This window comes from Vulcanisaeta sp. JCM 14467 (assembly GCF_001316245.1).
Classification (GTDB): Archaea; Thermoproteota; Thermoprotei; order Thermoproteales; family Thermocladiaceae; genus Vulcanisaeta.
The window spans coordinates 98,858-117,020 of sequence record NZ_BBDM01000003.1 but is presented as its reverse complement, the minus strand read 5'-3'; the positions used below and the strand labels follow the sequence as shown (position 1 = coordinate 117,020).

General features: G+C 47.9%; 17 protein-coding genes and 4 pseudogenes. 5 read left to right on the top strand and 16 right to left on the bottom strand.

Annotation, left to right across the window (positions count from 1 at the left end):
• Positions 1 to 53 precede the first annotated feature (53 nt).
• Positions 54 to 434, top strand: coding sequence for a roadblock/LC7 domain-containing protein (locus JCM14467_RS04360; protein ID WP_054849288.1), 381 nt, complete (start codon positions 54 to 56; stop codon positions 432 to 434).
• A gap of 209 nt (positions 435 to 643) precedes the next feature.
• On the opposite strand, the gene JCM14467_RS04355 is transcribed toward JCM14467_RS04360, so the two are convergent.
• The 10 genes and pseudogenes from JCM14467_RS04355 to JCM14467_RS04320 all read right to left on the bottom strand — a co-directional run bounded on the left by JCM14467_RS04355 (position 644) and on the right by JCM14467_RS04320 (position 7,660).
• A complete protein-coding gene (locus JCM14467_RS04355) occupies positions 644 to 916 on the bottom strand; it encodes a hypothetical protein (protein ID WP_252900683.1) in 273 nt (90 codons plus the stop codon).
• 62 nt (positions 917 to 978) lie between these two features.
• Complete coding sequence (locus tag JCM14467_RS15760; RefSeq protein ID WP_252900682.1) at positions 979 to 1,098, bottom strand: hypothetical protein; 120 nt, start codon at positions 1,096 to 1,098, stop codon at positions 979 to 981.
• A gap of 120 nt (positions 1,099 to 1,218) precedes the next feature.
• Positions 1,219 to 1,401 carry a hypothetical protein gene (locus JCM14467_RS04350; protein ID WP_054849286.1) on the bottom strand — a complete coding sequence of 61 codons (183 nt, stop codon included), beginning with the start codon at positions 1,399 to 1,401 and terminating at the stop codon, positions 1,219 to 1,221.
• Between the two features lie 146 nt (positions 1,402 to 1,547).
• On the bottom strand, positions 1,548 to 2,276 hold the full coding sequence (locus JCM14467_RS04345) for an HAD family hydrolase (protein ID WP_054849285.1): 729 nt from the start codon (positions 2,274 to 2,276) through the stop codon (positions 1,548 to 1,550).
• Positions 2,266 to 2,979 (bottom strand): DUF47 domain-containing protein, encoded by a 714-nt coding sequence (locus JCM14467_RS04340; protein WP_054849284.1) that lies wholly within the window; start codon positions 2,977 to 2,979, stop codon positions 2,266 to 2,268. The genes JCM14467_RS04345 and JCM14467_RS04340 overlap by 11 nt, the downstream gene beginning before the upstream one ends.
• Positions 2,980 to 3,091: 112 nt before the next feature.
• Positions 3,092 to 3,547: a hypothetical protein gene (locus JCM14467_RS04335; protein ID WP_054849283.1), complete on the bottom strand. Its 456-nt coding sequence runs from the start codon at positions 3,545 to 3,547 to the stop codon at positions 3,092 to 3,094.
• 66 nt (positions 3,548 to 3,613) lie between these two features.
• Positions 3,614 to 4,968: pseudogene (locus JCM14467_RS04330) on the bottom strand (RuvB-like helicase).
• 79 nt (positions 4,969 to 5,047) lie between these two features.
• On the bottom strand, positions 5,048 to 5,650 hold the full coding sequence (locus JCM14467_RS20385; RefSeq protein ID WP_444823180.1) for an MBL fold metallo-hydrolase RNA specificity domain-containing protein: 603 nt from the start codon (positions 5,648 to 5,650) through the stop codon (positions 5,048 to 5,050).
• A 102-nt stretch (positions 5,651 to 5,752) separates the two neighbouring features.
• Entirely contained in the window at positions 5,753 to 6,334 is a 582-nt protein-coding gene (locus JCM14467_RS20380; RefSeq protein WP_444823179.1) for an MBL fold metallo-hydrolase, read from the bottom strand.
• 129 nt (positions 6,335 to 6,463) lie between these two features.
• Positions 6,464 to 7,660, bottom strand: a complete 1,197-nt coding sequence (locus tag JCM14467_RS04320; protein WP_252900681.1) for a radical SAM/SPASM domain-containing protein — start codon at positions 7,658 to 7,660, stop codon at positions 6,464 to 6,466.
• A gap of 82 nt (positions 7,661 to 7,742) precedes the next feature.
• Between JCM14467_RS04320 and JCM14467_RS04315 the strand changes: the two genes are divergently transcribed.
• Entirely contained in the window at positions 7,743 to 8,885 is a 1,143-nt protein-coding gene (locus tag JCM14467_RS04315; protein ID WP_054849282.1) for a TIGR04053 family radical SAM/SPASM domain-containing protein, read from the top strand.
• Here the strand turns inward: JCM14467_RS04315 and JCM14467_RS04310 are convergent.
• The 6 genes from JCM14467_RS04310 to JCM14467_RS04295 all read right to left on the bottom strand — a co-directional run bounded on the left by JCM14467_RS04310 (position 8,872) and on the right by JCM14467_RS04295 (position 11,884).
• Positions 8,872 to 9,306, bottom strand: coding sequence for a hypothetical protein (locus JCM14467_RS04310; RefSeq protein WP_054849362.1), 435 nt, complete (start codon positions 9,304 to 9,306; stop codon positions 8,872 to 8,874). The genes JCM14467_RS04315 and JCM14467_RS04310 overlap by 14 nt on opposite strands.
• A gap of 11 nt (positions 9,307 to 9,317) precedes the next feature.
• Positions 9,318 to 9,695 (bottom strand): histidine phosphatase family protein, encoded by a 378-nt coding sequence (locus JCM14467_RS15755; RefSeq protein WP_252900680.1) that lies wholly within the window; start codon positions 9,693 to 9,695, stop codon positions 9,318 to 9,320.
• Positions 9,696 to 9,706: 11 nt separating this feature from the next.
• Positions 9,707 to 9,940, bottom strand: coding sequence for a phosphoglycerate mutase family protein (locus JCM14467_RS15750; protein ID WP_252900679.1), 234 nt, complete (start codon positions 9,938 to 9,940; stop codon positions 9,707 to 9,709).
• Positions 9,941 to 9,977: 37 nt separating this feature from the next.
• Entirely contained in the window at positions 9,978 to 10,568 is a 591-nt protein-coding gene (locus JCM14467_RS15745; protein WP_252900678.1) for a M24 family metallopeptidase, read from the bottom strand.
• Positions 10,565 to 11,068 carry an aminopeptidase P family N-terminal domain-containing protein gene (locus tag JCM14467_RS15740; protein WP_252900677.1) on the bottom strand — a complete coding sequence of 168 codons (504 nt, stop codon included), beginning with the start codon at positions 11,066 to 11,068 and terminating at the stop codon, positions 10,565 to 10,567. The genes JCM14467_RS15745 and JCM14467_RS15740 overlap by 4 nt, the downstream gene beginning before the upstream one ends.
• A 153-nt stretch (positions 11,069 to 11,221) precedes the next feature.
• Positions 11,222 to 11,884 (bottom strand): hypothetical protein, encoded by a 663-nt coding sequence (locus tag JCM14467_RS04295; protein WP_054849281.1) that lies wholly within the window; start codon positions 11,882 to 11,884, stop codon positions 11,222 to 11,224.
• A gap of 265 nt (positions 11,885 to 12,149) precedes the next feature.
• Between JCM14467_RS04295 and JCM14467_RS04290 the strand changes: the two are divergent.
• The 3 pseudogenes from JCM14467_RS04290 (at position 12,150) to JCM14467_RS19825 (ending at position 18,148) form a co-directional block, all read left to right on the top strand.
• Positions 12,150 to 14,091 (top strand): annotated as a pseudogene (locus JCM14467_RS04290) (sodium-translocating pyrophosphatase).
• 342 nt (positions 14,092 to 14,433) lie between these two features.
• Positions 14,434 to 17,114: pseudogene (gene ppdK / locus JCM14467_RS04285) on the top strand (pyruvate, phosphate dikinase).
• A 197-nt stretch (positions 17,115 to 17,311) separates the two neighbouring features.
• Positions 17,312 to 18,148, top strand: a pseudogene (locus JCM14467_RS19825) (sulfite exporter TauE/SafE family protein).
• Positions 18,149 to 18,163 lie beyond the last annotated feature (15 nt).

The window sequence follows — 18,163 nt, the reverse complement described above, 5'->3', positions numbered from 1 at the left end:
AATTTTATAATAAATAGAAAGGTTTTTAAAGAAAGAAAGAGCAGTTTCGATTAATGGAGTCCAGTGTAGGTAAGGAGGTTGTGGATGCCTTGGAGGAGTTCATGGGCAGAGTATTTCCAGACATAGTAGGTGCCCTCGTGGTTAGGCGTGATGGTTTACCAGTAGCCTTCAGGGTAAGTGGTGAGTTTAATGCCAAGGTTGTGAGCGCCATGGTTGCCATAGCCAGAAGCACCATGGATAGGCTTGGTGCTGAACTAGGCCTGGGTGAACCTGTAATAAATATTGCGCAGTACTCAAAGAATACATTATTAATTGCACCGATAAGTAAGGATTTGATACTGACGGCAATAGCAAAGCAAGATCCAAACCTCGGATTGATACTACTTGAGATAGATAAGTTGAAGGATAAGCTAACGAAGATACTTATTGAATAAAAGCGATGAATATATTGAAGGCATATCATGTAATAATTATTTTTATTTTTATTTCTATATTTTTATTTTCATACCTGTAGCTATGATCATGATAATATACACACCTCGTCGTAGGTGACTGCCGTAGTGTAATAACCAAGTAGGGCTTGCCCAGTATAGGGCTGAGACTAGGAAGAATAGTTACGGCGTTGTTAGACCGAGACCCTTAGTTATGTATGGCGTGTACATGTTTGAGCGTAAAAGGCTATGTCGACCACGAGCCACCAAACCCATAGGAATATGGTGGTTGTCCACATCTTGTCGGTGAATAAGTCCTTAATTGACGGCTTCTTCGCAATGCCTGCATCGAATGTTGTCTCTCTGCCACTGGTCATCTTCCTAGTCACATCAGTAGTCCTCTCCTTAACCCTCCTGCCAAGTTGCTCCTGGAGCACAGCCCACCTTGGTGATTCAAGAATACCCATCCTAAGCAAAATAACCACCAAGCCCAGATGGCCTCACTACCTAGCATGAATCTCCATGCGAAGTCTGGATTTGTGTTTCCCTAGGTAACGGCTATTCCATACGCAATTAGGAACCCAACGACTGACCCAACGCCCCAGAAGCTATTCATTGAGGCAAGTGCAAAGCCCCTGCGCCTTGCTGGTGCGTACTCAGCAACCATGGTTGGTGATAGTGAGTAGTCACCGCCAACACCTATACCGAGTAAGAGTCAAACAATGAGTAATTCCCAGAAGTTTGTTATGAAGCAGATAAGGCGCCAAAGACCACGAAGAAGATCAAGTCATATATGTAAAAGCAGTCGCCTACCCACCCTATTGGCAATCGGCCCAAATATAACGGCGCCAAGGGCAACACCTATGAAGGCTGATGCGGCTAATAACCCGGTCTCGACGGGCGTCAACTTCCATTGTGGTACTAGATAGAGTAGGGCTGCACCTATGATTAACGTGTCGTAGGCGTCCACGAATTGCTCACATGGATGCCGTGAACCACGCAAGCCAGAAATACCTCCCAGGCTTCCTCAAAGGCATATCATCGAAGTTAACGCTATTCCCTTCAATTCCACTACTCATTATTACTCCAATATTAACATCCATTAATATGCATTACCTACGCACACCCAAGTAATTGCAAAAGCTCAGGCAGTGAATGAAACACAAAGTCAGGGCTTGAAACACCCTGTCCATAAATCCCGAAACTCACGGCACCACTTCTATCAATAATCCCCACATACATGCCTGCAGCCTTTGCACCAGGTACGTCAGTACTAACCCTATCACCAATATAGACAACCTCGTCCCCACTCATATCGAGGATTTGTAAAGCCCTAATGAATGGTTCAGGATGCGGCTTAACATGTGTTGTGTCATCACCCGCAACCACTATTAAATCAAATAAACCCTCAACACCATCCCTACGTATTCTATCCCTCTTAAGCCCTGGTTCACCATCCGTATTCGTCACTATACCAAGCCTAAACCCACACCTTCTCAACCTACTTAAAGTAGACATTACGTCAGGAAATAACCTACTCTTTAAGCGCCAGGAACTCCAATAAACCCTAACAAGTTCGTTGATGTAATCGTTATCTAGGTTAGTACCCAATATATTAGCCACTTTCATAAACCAAACCCTCCTATCAAATTGACCAATGGACTCCATCCTGGTCTCAACATCCTTAATTACCCTGAGTATGTGCTCTTGGTCAAGGTTAGTAGTTAGTGATAATTCACGGGCGATAACCTGCTTGGCGTAACTTCTTGCCTCGCTAACGTCCATTATTGTATCATCATAATCAAACAGTACCGCCTTAACATTAATCTCCTCATTAGGCACCATACGTGCTAACTAGTGTTAGTAGCATATAGGCTATATCCTTTATTGAGTCGAGCACGTCGTCAATCCCGAATATTAGGCTCATCACGCTCATGAACTCCACGTAGGTTAACTCCTTGGCGCTTGCGTATAATTTATCCAGGGCTGAGTCCTTTATATCATCGACCTCCTCCTCAAGCTTCTGTATCCCCATAACCATAACCCTAATGTCAGCAAAGCTCCTCTTATCGAGACTATTCAGTATGTCAAGGAGCACCTTCAGCGCCTCCTTACCAATCCTAAGCATCTCCAGGAATTCCTCGCTGAGGAATTTCCTAACAGGCTCGGTATTACATAGGTAGTACGTACGCCTCAGTTCCCTCGATAGTACGTGGATCCCGTCTAATATATCGTCTGATTTATTGAGTATTGCGTCCATTATCGATGCCGTGGTTATTGGGACCGCACCCTTAAGTACTGAGTCATTTACCTGCCTAACAATTTCATCACCCTCACGCTCAAGCGCCGCTATCTCCCTCATACCCTCAGAAACCTTGGTCTTACTGATGCTGTTATTCTCGACGGCGCTTAGCACCATTTCCTCAAGTATTGATAACGCCCTCTGACTAAGTTCGACGTGAGTAGCTAGCCTACCTAGGAATTCCTTCTCCCCAACGTATAGCGGCGATAGTATCCTACTCCAGAAATCCTTTATAAATCGAGACATTTCCCCGAGACATAAATGCGACTAAAGAGTTATATATAAACCAATTCCTTAGTGATTTATACGTGATGATAATGAACCCAGCAGAACCGTGATGCCGGCGCGCCGCTGCTGATCACATCCTCGCAATAACTAGGTAGAACTTACCAATTTGCTTACATATCGCGGGTACCTGCCCAATCCTTAATGCGGCTATGCATGGTTCGCCACCACCAATCTTGGTGCCTATGTCAAGTAGGTACTTATCATCAACCTTAGCCTTACTAATACCGCTACCATCCACGGGGTATACTGCTAGGAAGTCATGTCCCATGTACTTGAATTGCATCTCCATGCCATAAACCTCGTAATAATGCGTACCACCAGGTAGCTCTACCTCCCTAATCCTTAACCTGGTGATCACGGGGTTGCCCTGAGTATCTGTGGTTTTATAAACAACGTACGCGCCATCCCTCTCAAACATTGCCCAATCCCTACCTGCCAGGTAGACAATTGCATGTACATTGATGGGCACGGTGACAACTCGGGTCACGGTATATATTGCCTGGACAACATCGTTAAGACTAAGCATGGTTATCCCCTTACCGGCTTTATCCTATTGCCTTTTTAACCTTAACTTCTCCCAGTGTAGAAGGTCTCAACGCAGGAAGTAATTCTCATACTCCTTAACGTACTGAACACTCTCCCTAACGCTTAGGAATAATCTCTTAACATACTCAATATCCTCCTTAGTAATCTCCTTACGCCCAATCTCCTGAGCCCTCAACTGGGCGGGTGCCAACAATTGTATTGCGTACCTAAGGCTCTCCTCAGTACCTATCTTAGTCAACTCCTCAAGCGCGTCATTAGCCAACGAGACCTTCTCCTCCCTAGCCCTAATCTTTATTATCTCCCTAACCTCATCGGCCGTGTATGGCTTCGTCCTAATTATAATGAGCCTATCAAGCATGTCGAGCGGTACGCCGTGTGGTGACTCTATGTCCGTGCCCCTAATCTTCGTTATACCCTATTAGTTGCCAATATGATTATTGGGCTTAACTCACTCTCCATGGCCCTGCTTAGGTATGCCCAAGTCTCTATATCAAGCATGTGGGCATCATCTATGAACAGCACACCAGGCACGAGCTCGCCCTTCCCATCATTTATTAACTTCATCACGAACTCATCAACCGCCTTCCTAACCTCATTGGGTATCTCACGCTCCTCGGTTGCGAAGCCGAATATCATGGCGCTGAGCAGGCCCTGCTGCCTAGCCTGGTATATGTCCAGGTCATTGAGCGTGAAGAACCTGGTTATCTCCTTCTCCTTATACACGGGCCCCTTGGGGACCTCTATCTTCTTCTTCACGTAAATATCGTAGGTCTCACCACCCTCGCCCTTACCCTGCACAAACACCCTGCCAGTCTCCTCATCAATCCAAATAACATCGCCCTCCTCAACACCAAGCTCAATCAATTGCTCGGCAATCTCCGCCGGGACTCTGAGTCTCTTCTCCTCATCCTTAGTGGCCAGTGTTATTGTGGCACTCCTTGGTATTTGGGCATATGGGTTGTATGGGTGCCTACCGTACTGAATATCGAGACTCTTAACCACGCCCTCATAAACCCTACGCCACTCCCTAATCCTAACACCGATGGCACTCCTAAGAGCCCTCGTGAGGAATTCTGTCTTCTTAACCTCCACACTATAGACCTCAGCAGCACTTATTTGAACAAACGGCGTGTCCGGTCCAAGCTCCCTGGCAATACCTATCGCTAATGCTGTTTTACCAGTGCCCGGTGGCCCAACGATTAGGACACCCTTACCACCGAACTTACCCGCCCTAATCATCTTAACCACGTAGTAAGCGGCCTCCCTAGCCTCGACCTGCCCCACGAAGCCATCCGCCGAGAACTGGACCTTACCATCCCTAACGCCCAATCCCTTAATATGGCTATGCATCCCAACCCTCTCGAAGGTTGGCTTCACCTCCTCAATCTTTATCTGAGACATCGTAATTAGCGGAGATGATACCACCCTTTAAACCTTATCAACGCAGAGTTAACAAGGCAGGTAAATAATACTGCGTGGGTTACCTTCCCACGTGGATTAGCATTGTCTCGTCATTGACTGGTACATGGACGTTTTCAATTCCGTACTTAACCTTCAACCTCTCGAGGAATTGAAGAGCCTTTATGGCCTCGGTGTGGACAAGCAATATCCTAGTGTCTGGACTGAAGTGATTAATGAATGTCTCAAGCTCAGCCCGGCCGGCGTGGGAGCTGAAGTCAAACCAGTAGAGCTTGGCCTCGAGCACGACCTCGCTCTTGTCAATGAATGCCCTGCCCCTCGTCAACAACTCAAAGCCTGGCGTGTCAGGTGCTTGGTAGCTGGGTAGTATTACGGCGTTCCTCCTATCTCTAGCAAGCTTCTTTAGGTAATAAACCGATGCGCCACCCTTAAGCATGCCAGCCGGTGAGACTATGATCACGGGCTCCTTCATCAAGGACTTCCTCTGGTAATCCGTGGTCACCTCGAGACTATTCTCCACAGCCTTAAGGTAAAGCTCTGGGTTAGCCAGGTAATGTGGGTACTTAGCCACTATCTGATTCGCTACCCTGGCGAGCCCATCAATTATTATTGAGTAATCAATCCCATTCTTATAAAGCGTTATCAAAATCTCCTGAGCTACCAATGGTTAACACGGGAATTAAAACGGAACCGCCGTTCTCAACCGTCTCCTTAACGACCCTAATGAACTCCCTCTCAACCTCCTCCCTGGGTGGGTGCGTGTTGGCTACGTATGTGCCTCCATAATGACGACATCCACATCCCTAGGCACATTATTAATGTCGGCACCACGCAGTAGGTTTGATGGAGCTAGGTTGAAGTCTCCCGTGAATAACACCCTCGCACCATTAATCTCGAGAAGCGTCAACATACTGCCCGGCACGTGACCCGCATTTATTATTGATGCCCTAACGTCCCTCGTTACGTCGACGTCCTCGCCGTACGTCACGGGTATTGCATGCTCAAGCACGGCCTTGATCTCCTCATCCTCATAGGGCAAGTAGTAACCGCTTAGCTTAATGGCATCCTTAAACATTATGTCAGCAAGCTCGAGGGTCAGCGGCGTGGCGTATACTGGTGGCGGGGAGCTCACGTATAGGCTTGGCAATGCGCCGCAGTGGTCCAGGTGTGCGTGGCTTAGGAACACAGCTGCAATGTCCCTAGGCCTCACGTGACCAGGCATTACGGGCCTATCATTCTCGTCAAAGTTAACTCCGTAATCAAAGAGGAAACCCCTATCAGAATTGGCGTCCTTAACGAAAATAGCCATCCTACCAACCTCGCCTCCACCGCCCAAGACCCTAATCATTAAATCAGTCATTTACCCACATAACCATTGAATAACTGGTTTATGTACTTTATTGGCAAAACTACAATTATTACCTATTCACGCCTCCACCATTATTATTAATGCCTAGGGACTCCTCAAACTCCCTCATCACCCTGGCTTGCCAGGCTTCAACTCAACCTCGCCAAGTCTCCATAGGCGTAGTAGTGAGTTCATGGTGCATATTGGGTCCATGGACCAAACATCACCATTAAGCACCTCAGCCCTAACCCTACAGCCACCGCAGTACCTAAGGTATGGGCACCTCATGCATGGTGAGTCCCCATAATTCCTCTCCCTAAGCCTAATCACGAGCTCGGTATTCACCTTGGGCCTAAGCCAAATCTCCGTCAACCTCTCCCTCCTTACATTACCCATTGGCCTATCATTGAAGAATTGGCATGGGTAAACATCACCGTTTGGGTATATCGACATCACCTTCCTACCAGCGCTACACGCACCCATCCTACTCACAAGCCTCAACTTACTCATGAACTCACCCTCATCATTACTAGCCAATAACGCCGCAACAACACCGTCGGCTGGGTTATCAACAGTGAGTATCTCCACGTCTGGGTACTTCCTGGCCATATCCATCAACCTAATCAGGAACCTAAGCAACTGGTCAGGACTCGGTAGCAAATTGATGACGCCCCTACCCCTACCACTGGGCACTAGGTGGTAGAAGGCTACCCTGGAAATGCCAAGCTTATGGGCTAGCTCAACGACCTCGGGCGCATGGTCAATGTTTAGCTTTGTGACTGTTGTCCTAATGCCCACTGGTATGCCCACCTCCATCACATTCTTAATGCCCCTAATCGCTAAGTCCCAGGCGCCGAGGACTCCCCTTATCTTGTCGTGGACATCGGGTATTGGTGAGTCAATGCTTATCCCCACGTATTGAACATTCAACTCCTTAAGCTTAGCCGCCCAATCCCTCGTGATTAACGTACCGTTAGTGCTCAGGGATACCTTAATGCCATAATCATAAGCCCTCCTCATAATCTTCGTAATATCCTCCCTAACTAAAGGCTCACCACCACTAATAATGAGCAATGGCGTTCTTAATTCGTGGGCATCATCAACAACTCTAAGGGCTTCCTCGGTCGTCAACTCATCCCTAGATAAGCCCTGAATCGCGTTTATGTAGCAGTGAATGCACTTTAGATTGCATCTGTATGTGATGTTCCAGAAGATTAACGGCCTGCTAATGTCCGTGAACTCCCTATCACTCCTTACATAATCATGGCCCTTAATGGACAGGCTAACAGTGCCGCTACCTGCCACTAAATTCGTGATGTTAATCATCCAATTGGGCGTTTCTTCTTACTAGTATTTAATCTTGCCCAAGCATGTATTGCAAAATAACACCTGGGAGGTAAGTTATTAAATGAGGCTATTGAGCCCCCACGTAATGCATAGGTGGCCCCTTGAGGAGAAGCCCTTATTGGTATTCTACGAAACCACGAAGGCGTGTCCACTCGCATGTAGGCACTGCAGGGCAAATGCATTGCTTAAGCCATTACCTACCGAGTTAAGCACTGAGGAGGCCAAGAGGTTCATTGAGGACTTAACAGGGTTTGGGAAGCCATACCCAGTGCTTATACTCACGGGCGGTGACCCACTGACTAGGGATGACATTTTCGAGCTAATTGACCACGCAAGGTCCCTGGGCATCCCAGTTGCCCTATCGCCGGCCGTATCAACGAAGCTGCTTAGCGATGATGTACTAAGGGAATTGAAAGGCCGTGTTAATTCCGTGTCAATAAGCCTCGATGGCGCGAACCCCGAGACCCATAACTACATCAGGAGGACTGCGTTGGAGAGGATTGACGTCTTCAGGACAACGCTTGAAGTCTTCAATAAGTTAAGGAGTTATGGTATTGAGTTCCAGGTTAATACAGCGGTGATGAAGTTAAACGTCCATGAGCTGCCCCAGGTATTTAAGATTGTTAAGGACAGCGGCGCCAATGCGTGGGAGGTCTTCTTCCTAATACGCGTGGGCAGGGGTATGGAGCTTGAGCCATTAGATCCCTGGGAGACTGAGGATGTTGTTCAATTCCTATACGACGCATCACTGTATGGTTTACCCATAAGGACTGTGGAAGCACCATTCTTTAGAAGGGTCATTATGCAGAGAGGTGCGGGTGTTAAGTACGTCGGCGGTAAGCTTTACCAGGAATTAACGGCTAGACTCAGGGAGTTAATGGGTGAGCCACCAAGCAATGCCAAAAAGCCCAGCTTCACACCGACTAGGGATGGCTACGGCATAATATTCGTCTCAAGCGATGGCTGGATATACCCAAGCGGATTCCTACCCCTTACCCTCGGTAACGTTAGGAAGGACAACATAGTGAAGGTATATAGGGAACACCCAGTGCTAAGGACGATAAGGGCTGCCGAGTTCCATGGGAAGTGCGGCGTGTGTGAGTTTAGGAGCATATGCGGTGGTTCAAGGGCCAGGGCATACACAGAGCTTGGCGACCCACTTGGCTCAGACCCAGCATGTGTCTATGAACCTACTGCGAAATGACCCTGTTAAACAGCTCCTTAACACCAAACCTACTAAGTACCTCATTTATCCACTCCCACCTAAGGCTATTCCTCACGTTGACGTTAGCCATTAACTCCCTAATAATGCCTACATACCATGGAATATCCGCATTAACTATGGTCGACACTACGAGGTCCTCAATGGACGCGTAAGGCACACTCCCTATGAGGATTGCACGTGAGGAGATTCCAGGAACAAGGGACCTCTCAATAACCACGGAGCCACCTAGGGCCTGCTTAACCATTTCATAATTCCCATAAACCATCACATCGACAACCTCCGGAACATTAAAAACACCCAACCTCCCACCAATAACCCTCAACAGGCTCGCTAACCCACATGCGTGGTCTACGTTCAACTCAACAAGCCTCCAATGAACATCGTAGCAGGTAAGGCCCATGGCCGCCAACCCTACTCACTGCACCCACTTATTATCTCCTCATCACTAAAGCCAAGACTCCTTAACACCCTCAATGGGCTTAGGTTGAGGAATACCACATCCTCATTACTCAGATCAACGGCTGTTATAGACCCCGTACCAATACGTAACCTGTAAATATTACTTAGTGGTAACCCTGTAATTAATGCTACGATCGTCGCAATGGGGTGCCAATGACTCACCGCTATCACTGACTTCTCATTAATGCTCCTAGCGAAGTTTAGGAAATCCGTGACCCTACTAACCACGGACTCCATGGACTCACCACCAGGTGGGTGATACTTAACTGGGTCCTTCCTGTAATTATCGAATGGAACCTCACTTATCTTCTTGAGCTCCCACTCACCCATGTCAATCTCCCTTAACCTATCATCAACCTGTAATTACGATTAATACAATTGGCTGTCTGGCGTGCACGCAGTAATGGTGATGTGAATACAGGCCCATGAACACCCATTCTGCGTAGGAGTAACGCGGCCGCTGCGGCTTCCAGCCTTCCCCTATCCGTTAGTGGGTTATCGTTGTAATTCCTAGAATGCAATACCCCAAGCGCATTTAATTGGGCCTCACCATGCCTAACTAGGTATAATATCACGTTAGTGATTACGGTGAAGCAAGGTAATAAAGCATTACTAAGCCTTAATAATCACATCGGGCCAATAGTTATCGAGAACCTCGACACGGCCGTCTAACCTAATCACAACATTACTCTCAAGCCTAACACCAAACCTGCCCGGCAGGTAAATGCCAGGCTCAATAGTGAATGCGCTACCCCTGGGCAGTGGCTTGCCGTATGACTGGCTTATGAATGGCTCCTCATGAACCTCAAGCCCAATCCCATGACCCGTCCTATGAATGAAGTACTGCCCATAACCACCCTCAGTAATTACCCTCCTAGCTATCGAATCAACGTAAGAACCCGTGACGCCCTCCCTAATGCTAGCTATGGCCTCATCATGGGCCCTCCTAACAAGGTCATAAACACGCCAGAACTCGCTGGGTGGATCACCAATTACCAATGTCCTCGTTAAGTCACCGTAATAGTCGTTATATGTTGCGGTAACGTCGATGACGATTACGTCCCCAACCTCAATCCTCCTCCTGGAAGGCATCCAGTGGGGTATTACTGAGTTGGGGCCGGATTGAACAAGCACGTCCTTTGGCTCGGCACCAGCATCACTAATGGCGCTGCTAACTAGCTTGGCAATCTCCGTCTCTGTCATCCCTGGCTTAATGGACTCACGGGCAGCCTTATCCCATTCTCAATAGCCCTGACCGCACGCTCAATACTTCTTAGCTCATCATCATCCTTACTAATCCTCATTGACATCAATAAATCATCAACAGGGTAATCATTAAACTCACCAATTACCTTACGCATTGTCCATAGGTAGTTAAGCGTAGCCCTACCCTCAAGGCCCACCCTCCTCACGACGCCGCAGTTATTAGTAACGAATGCCCTAATTGCGCCTAATGGACCCTCTTCATCGCCATAGACGATGTATGGCAGGCCAGTGGCTCTGGCCTTACCTTCATCAAGTCTCGGCAGTATCAAGGCGTATGCACCATTATTCATGCAAATAATTAACGCGCCAAACCTCTCAAAAGTCTCGATATAGGAACCAACTAGGTACCTAAAGTTGGGTCCAGGGACTATAACCGCCAAATCCACAGAAAGCCTACCCAACTCATTAATGAGCTTGTTAATCCTACTACTCAGCACGGACAAGGGAAATAGTGGGCATTAATTAATTGTTTTCCTTACGCAGTATCAGCAGAGGCCGCTCACATCATTTGCTCAGTACCCGTAGAGTCATCATAAGAACCTTAGTAGTTTTAAGTAAGAATCGTTTAAAACCCTAAACACTTCTACTACCTACTGCTGTGTTGACTGTAGTGCAGCCATGGTTCTCAACCTCTCTATGATGTTCAGGAGAAGCGGCGTCTTCTCCCTCTCAACGACTATGTAAATGTCATTGTCATACCTAAGCACATGCTTAGCAGTTATTTGATTAGACTTCATAACCTGCACTAGGAAAGTCACAATACCAACCGGCGCCTTCTCAGCGAACATAATCCTAACCATGCCATACTCCTCAATCTTAGTCTGCGTACAGACGTTTGCTAAATACATTAGGGGCGCTATAACGTGCATTTTATTACCATCATTGAGTATTATGAATTGAACCTTAGCCGCCGCCAGCAAGTCCCTAAGTTTTGCCACCTTATCCATGTTCTCCTCCGTCAATAATATCTCGACCTCCCCCATCCCACTATACGTAATTATCTCCGCCATACTCAACGCCTTAACAATGTCCGGGTACTCATTAACCAACTTATAATTCATAGACATTCTCTCCAAAGCCTTGACTATCGTAAATACCTTAGTGTCCTTACCGACCATTGAGTCGACCAGGGGCTTAATACTCCTCGCAAGTGCCGATAAATTAACTAAGCCGCTCGACAGTAACGTGACGTAGAGCGGATTCTCCTCAATAATTATCCTAACGGCTTGCTGAATACTTAAGCTCCGAGACACAATTACTATTTGAGAAAAAGAATTAATATTTCTTACTTAAAAATGCGCCATATGTCCGAAATTAGCACATAGCATTGACCAGGGTGTAATTATTTAAATGGGTAAGTACTGGTAAATGAGTAATAATGTTTATTAATCCGTAAGCACGCCTACTAACGATGCTGCCCCTAGAATTACTACTGGCGATAGTAATACCAATTGTGGGGCTGGCCCTAGCTGGTATAACGCATCGTCAGTACTTAGGATACAGCCAGGTAAGAAGGAGTTGACGGAGATAAACATGCTGATTGCAGAGGGAGGTAAGACATTCCTAATGAGGGAGTACAAGACCATACTACCAACCGGTGTTGTGCTGACCATACTGATATGGTATGCTTACTATGTTATATTCCACAGTGGCTTAATGGCTGGGCTTGCCGCCCTATCCTTCGCCCTAGGCGCCATCGGTAGTGCTGCGGCTGGTTACATAGGCATGTACGTAACCACCAGAAGCGCGGCTAAGACGGCTTGGATGGGTAAGTACGGCATGGGACCAGCTTGAGTACGTCGTTTAAGGCAGGTACCGTGATGGGATTATCGCTGGCAAGCATAGCCCTGCTAGTCGTCACGATACTCTACATGGCCTACTCCTCAGTACTACCAACACCGTTGTGGGCAGAGGCGCTGGCGCCTGTGGCATTTGGCGCGAGCCTAATATCGCTGTTCATAAGGGTAGCTGGAGGCATATACACGAAGGCGGCCGACTGGGGCGCCGACATAGTTGGTAAGGTCGAGGCTGGCATACCAGAAGATGACCCGAGAAACCCAGGCGTCATTGCTGATAACGTGGGCGACAACGTGGGTGATTGTGCGGGCATGGCTAGCGATGTGTATGAGAGTTTCGTCGTCGTACTCGCAGGCGCATTATTACTCGCCGCAGTATTCAAACTAGCCCCAAGTCTTGTCAGGCTATCTATTATGCTAGCCACGTTAACACTCATCGGAACACTAGTGGGTGTCCAAGTGGTTAGGGGTGAGGTGAGGGGTAAGGACTTGGCTGCGGCGGCCATGGGCAAGCTAAACCTGGCCTTGTACACCACGATAATAGTGGCTGCCATCCTCGTAGCCATATACTCATTCATAACATTCCCACTGATGGAGGCCGTGGCCATATTCGTGGCTGACCTACTGGGCATGATAACGGCAATAGTCGTGCTATTCGCCACGGAGTACTTCACCCACTACACATTCCCACCGGTTAGGAATATCGCCCGCCAAGCCGTATTATCGGCATCAAACGTCATAGTGGCTGGATACTCATACGGCTTACTAAGCGCAATACCAACAATATTCATGGTTGTCGCAGCGCTGGGCATCTCATACGTGCTTGGCTCAATGTTCATACCACCCTACGGCATTGAGGGTGGCATATTCGGCACGGCAGTGGCCTCGGTGGGACTACTGAGCCTGGCCGGCATAGTCATTTCCCTGGACTCCTACGGGCCAGTCAGTGACAACGCTAATGGCCTCGTGGAGATGACGGGCATGGAGGAGGTGAGGGATGTCACGGACCCACTGGACGCAATTGGCAATACCTTCAAGGCCACGACCAAGGGCTACGCAATAGCCAGTGCAGGGTTGGCGGCTTTAATACTGTTCATCGGCTTCATATACGAGGTCGTGGAGAGGATGGGAATCCCGCTAACCCAAGCCTTTAGTGAACTCATGGTTATTGACCCAAGGATAATAATCGGAGCCCTAATCGGTGTGGCCCTCGTTTACTTCTTCTCAAGCCAGACCCTAGCCTCGGTGGGTAGGGCAGCTGGTGAACTTGTTGAGGAAATTAGGAGACAGTTCAGGACGAAGAAAATACTGGAGGGGTTAGAGAAGCCTGACTACAACAGGGCCATCGACATAGTGACGAGGCACGCCCTAAGGAACTTCCTAGTGCCCGGCCTATCAGCGTCATAGTGCCAATAATCGTTGGGCTAGCCCTGGGCTGGATTGGATTGGTCGGCACAATATTCGGCGTAATACTCGCGGGCTTCCCAAGGGCGTTACTAATGGCTAACGCAGGCGGTGCCTGGGATAATGCGAAGAAGTACATAGAGATCGAGGGTATCGAGGTTAATGGGCAGAGGTTTGGTAAGAAGAGTGAGCCGCATAAGAATGCCGTGGTTGGCGACGTTGTTGGCGACCATTCAAGGACACCACAGGGCCCTCACTAAACCCGCTGATTAAGGTCGTAAACACAGTCTCCATAGTCTTCGCACCAGTAATAGCCATGGTCAGTCTGATAAACCCGGCGGCATTTTCATTAATAATGCACCTAATCTCAATACTAATAGTGTGATTAAGAAATCCTAACTTAAAACATGCCATAAAAATATACCTTCTATCAATTATTAAATTTACATATAAATTATTTTCATAGCCATTATTGCCTAGGGAGATTTCCCGAATTTATTGTTCAGTATTTATAATTATTGTTAATGATTAATCAATAGAAAAAGTATTAATAATGATCGATATAATAAAATTTATAAAAGCTAGAGATCAATAAAATTATGATGGGTTCTCTTGGTAAGTACGTGCTAACCTTTGAAGAGGCGGATCCTGATGATGTTAAACTCATAGGTGGTAAGGCGTCTAGTCTCGTCCTAATGACCAGGCTTGGCCTACCGGTTCCTCCCGGCATTATAATAACTACTAAGGCCTGTAGGGAGTATTATGACAAAGGCGAGAAACTGCCCGAGGGTTTGATGGATGAGGTTGCCAGGGGTATTAAGTACCTTGAGGATAAGACAGGGTATAAACTAGGCGATCCTGATAATCCATTACTCGTCAGTGTAAGGTCTGGTGCTGCCGTTTCAATGCCTGGCATGATGGATACAGTCCTAAACGTGGGCCTTAATGATAGGACTGTCCATGGGCTCGCCAAGAGGATTAATAATGAGCATGGGGCTTACGACGCTTATAGGAGGTTCCTGGCAATGTTTGGTAGGATAGTCCTTGGGATACCCGAGGAGGAGTTCAACAAGCCCCTTGAGGAGATTAAGCGGAAGTACGGTGTTAAGGAGGACCCGGAGATACCACTCGAAGGGCTTAAGGAGCTCGTGGAGATTTACAAGCAAATATACATTAAGAGGTTCGGCAAGGTGTTTGATGATCCATGGGAGCAGTTGAGACTCTCGATAGAGGCTGTGTTTAAGTCGTGGAACTCACCGAGGGCCAGGTTCTATAGGGAGGCAAATAAGATAACGCCAGACATAGCTGATTGCACGGCAACGGCAATCGTGACCATGGTCTTCGGAAACGCGGACTGGAGGTCGGCCACTGGTGTGGTCTTCTCGAGGGACCCAGCCACGGGTGAGAATAAGCTCTATGGCGAGTATCTACCGTATGCCCAGGGTGAGGATGTGGTGGCTGGTATAAGGACGCCAAAGCCCATTGAGAAGCTTAAGGAGGAGATGCCCGAGGTCTATGAGCAGTTGTACAATGGCGTTAAGCTAATCGAGAGGACTAAGAAGGAGGTTCAGGACGTGGAGTTCACTATCGAGAAGGGAAAGCTATGGTTCCTGCAGACCAGGAATGCGAAGATGAATCCGCTTGCCGTGCTTAAGACGAGGGTTGACATGTACAAGGAGGGCTTGATAACGAAGGAGGAGGCAATAATGGGTGTTAAGCCCGAGTACATATTGCAAATGCTCTACCCGAGGATTGATGAGGCGAAGGCAGGTAAGCCACTGACTAAGGGCATACCAGCATCGCCAGGTGCAGTCAGCGGTCAGGCAGTGTTCGACCCAGACAGAGCCGTGGAGTGGTCAAAGGCTGGTAAGCAGGTTATCCTGGTTAGGGAGGAAACAAAGCCCGATGACGTTCACGGTTTCTACGCATCAGTGGGCGTATTAACGAGTAGGGGTGGCGCAACTAGCCACGCGGCCGTTGTGGCTAGGGCAATCGGTAGGCCCGCAGTTGTTGGTGCTGAGGCTCTGCAGATAGATTATAACACTAGGACTGCCAGGGTTGGTGATGTCGTTATTAAGGAGGGTGATTGGATAACGATTGATGGGTTCACGGGCAATGTCTACGTTGGTAAGGTACCAACGATAGAGCCTAAGTTACCGCCTGAGTTCTTCGAGTTCCTCGACATGGCTGACTCAGTATCGGTCTTTGAGGTTAGGGCTAACGCGGACACGCCTGATGATGCCACAATAGCCAGGAGGTTTGGCGCCAAGGGCATTGGATTGCTAAGGACCGAGAGGATGTTTAGGGCACCTGGCAGGCTTGACTTGTTCAGGAAGGTAATACTCTCGGACAACCCAAGCGAGAGGAAGGAGTTGCTTGACCAATTGGCGGAGATGATGAAGAGGGACTTCCTCGAGATATTCGAGATAATGGAGGGATACCCAGTAACCGTTAGGCTCTTCGATCCGCCGCTGCATGAGTTTCTACCAAACTTCGAGGAGTTGGTTACCGAGGTTACTAGGGCCAGGGCATTGGGTAAGCCAGACCCTGAGAAGGAGAGGTTGTTGGCCAGGGTTAAGGCCTTGATGGAGGCGAACCCAATGATGGGCCATAGAGGCGTTAGGGTCGGCGTAACATACCCAGAGATATACGCGGCTCAGGTGAAGGCAATACTATCAGCAGCCCTTGAGCTGAAGAGGAAGGGTAAGCATATTGAGCTTCAGATAATGATACCGCAGGTGGCCGAGGTTAGGGAGCTCGAGATAATAATAAACAACGTGGTTAAGCCCACGGCGGAGGAGGTGTTTAAGCTTACGGTGATAGGATTGACTTCAAGATTGGCACGATGATGGAAACCGTCAGGTCATGCCTAACAGCAGATAGGATAGCTAAGATCGTGGACTTCATGAGCTTTGGAACAAACGACCTAACTCAGGCCGTGTTCAGCTTTAGTAGGGATGATGTGGAGAATAAGTTCATGAGTAAGTACCTCGAACTCGGTATTCTGCCCTATGACCCATTCGTAACCATTGACGAGGATGGCGTGGCGAAACTCATGAAGCTAGCCATAGACGCTGCTAGGTCGGTGAAGCCCAATATAGAGATCGGCATATGCGGCGAGCATGGTGGTGACCCAGACTCAATAAAGATATTGGCCAAGGTAGTCGGTAGGGGACTCAACTACTTCAGCGCATCACCGTACAGAGTACCCGTGGCCAGGCTTGTGGCAGCTCAAGAATCGCTGAAGATACTTGGTAGAGCACCAAAGATACACATATACTAAGTAGTTTGGGCATTGACGAGTATTTAAAATATTCTAAAAATTAACGTAATATCCTATTACTACATTATGAGAGCTAAATAAGAATATTAATGTTATGTTTGTCTATTTACCACCATCAATTGTCATTAATTTTCATTAATATGTCATATTTTTGAACTAAAAAAGTTTAAAAAAGGACTAGTTGACTTCGGTGATGTATGACGACCGTAATAACACCCATACAGTACGTACTATCAGTCATATCAGGAGTGCTGGTTGGCTTCTCACTTGGGCTGATTGGTGGTGGCGGTAGTATATTAGCCGTCCCGCTGTTCCTATACTTCGTTGGGCTTGATACAATACCTGACGCGGCGCACATAGCCATTGGAACGACTGCGCTTGCGGTTGGCTTAACGCTACATAAACTCCTACATGCACCTGAGGAAGAAGAATGTGGCGCCCAAGGTCGGCGGCATATTTGCCGGTGTTGGCCTTGTGGGCTCATTAATAGGGGCCTACCTGGGCCACATAACCCCAGGCACTGACCTATTGACTTACTTCGCAATTGCAATGATTGCCTTAGGCATATACATGGCCATCAGGAGGGAGTCATCGAGGGCAGGTACTGTGGATGAGGTTAATCACGTGATTGATGCTTTCCAGAGGTGCAAGAACTTAACGCTATCCACAATACTTAAGGTGCTGTCTTCGGCTTTATTGTTGGGCTAGTCAGTGGCTACTTCGGCATTGGTGGTGGCTTTCTAATAGTGCCTAGTTTGATGTTCTCGGCAGGACTCTGCATAACCAGGGCCATTGGCACGAGCTTAATAAGCGTTGGCACCTTCGGCGTTGCAAGTGGTGCCGAGTACTGGTTCTACGGTGATGTACTAGTACTAATAGCCCTACTGTACGTCGCTGGTGGCGTTGCTGGCGGCTATGCCGGCACGAGCATTGCCGTTAAGGCACCGAAGAGGACCTTGAGAATTGCCTATGGCGTAATAATCGTGCTCGTGGGCATATACATGCTAATGAGGATATACCACGTACTGCCCTAATCAACTCAAACCACG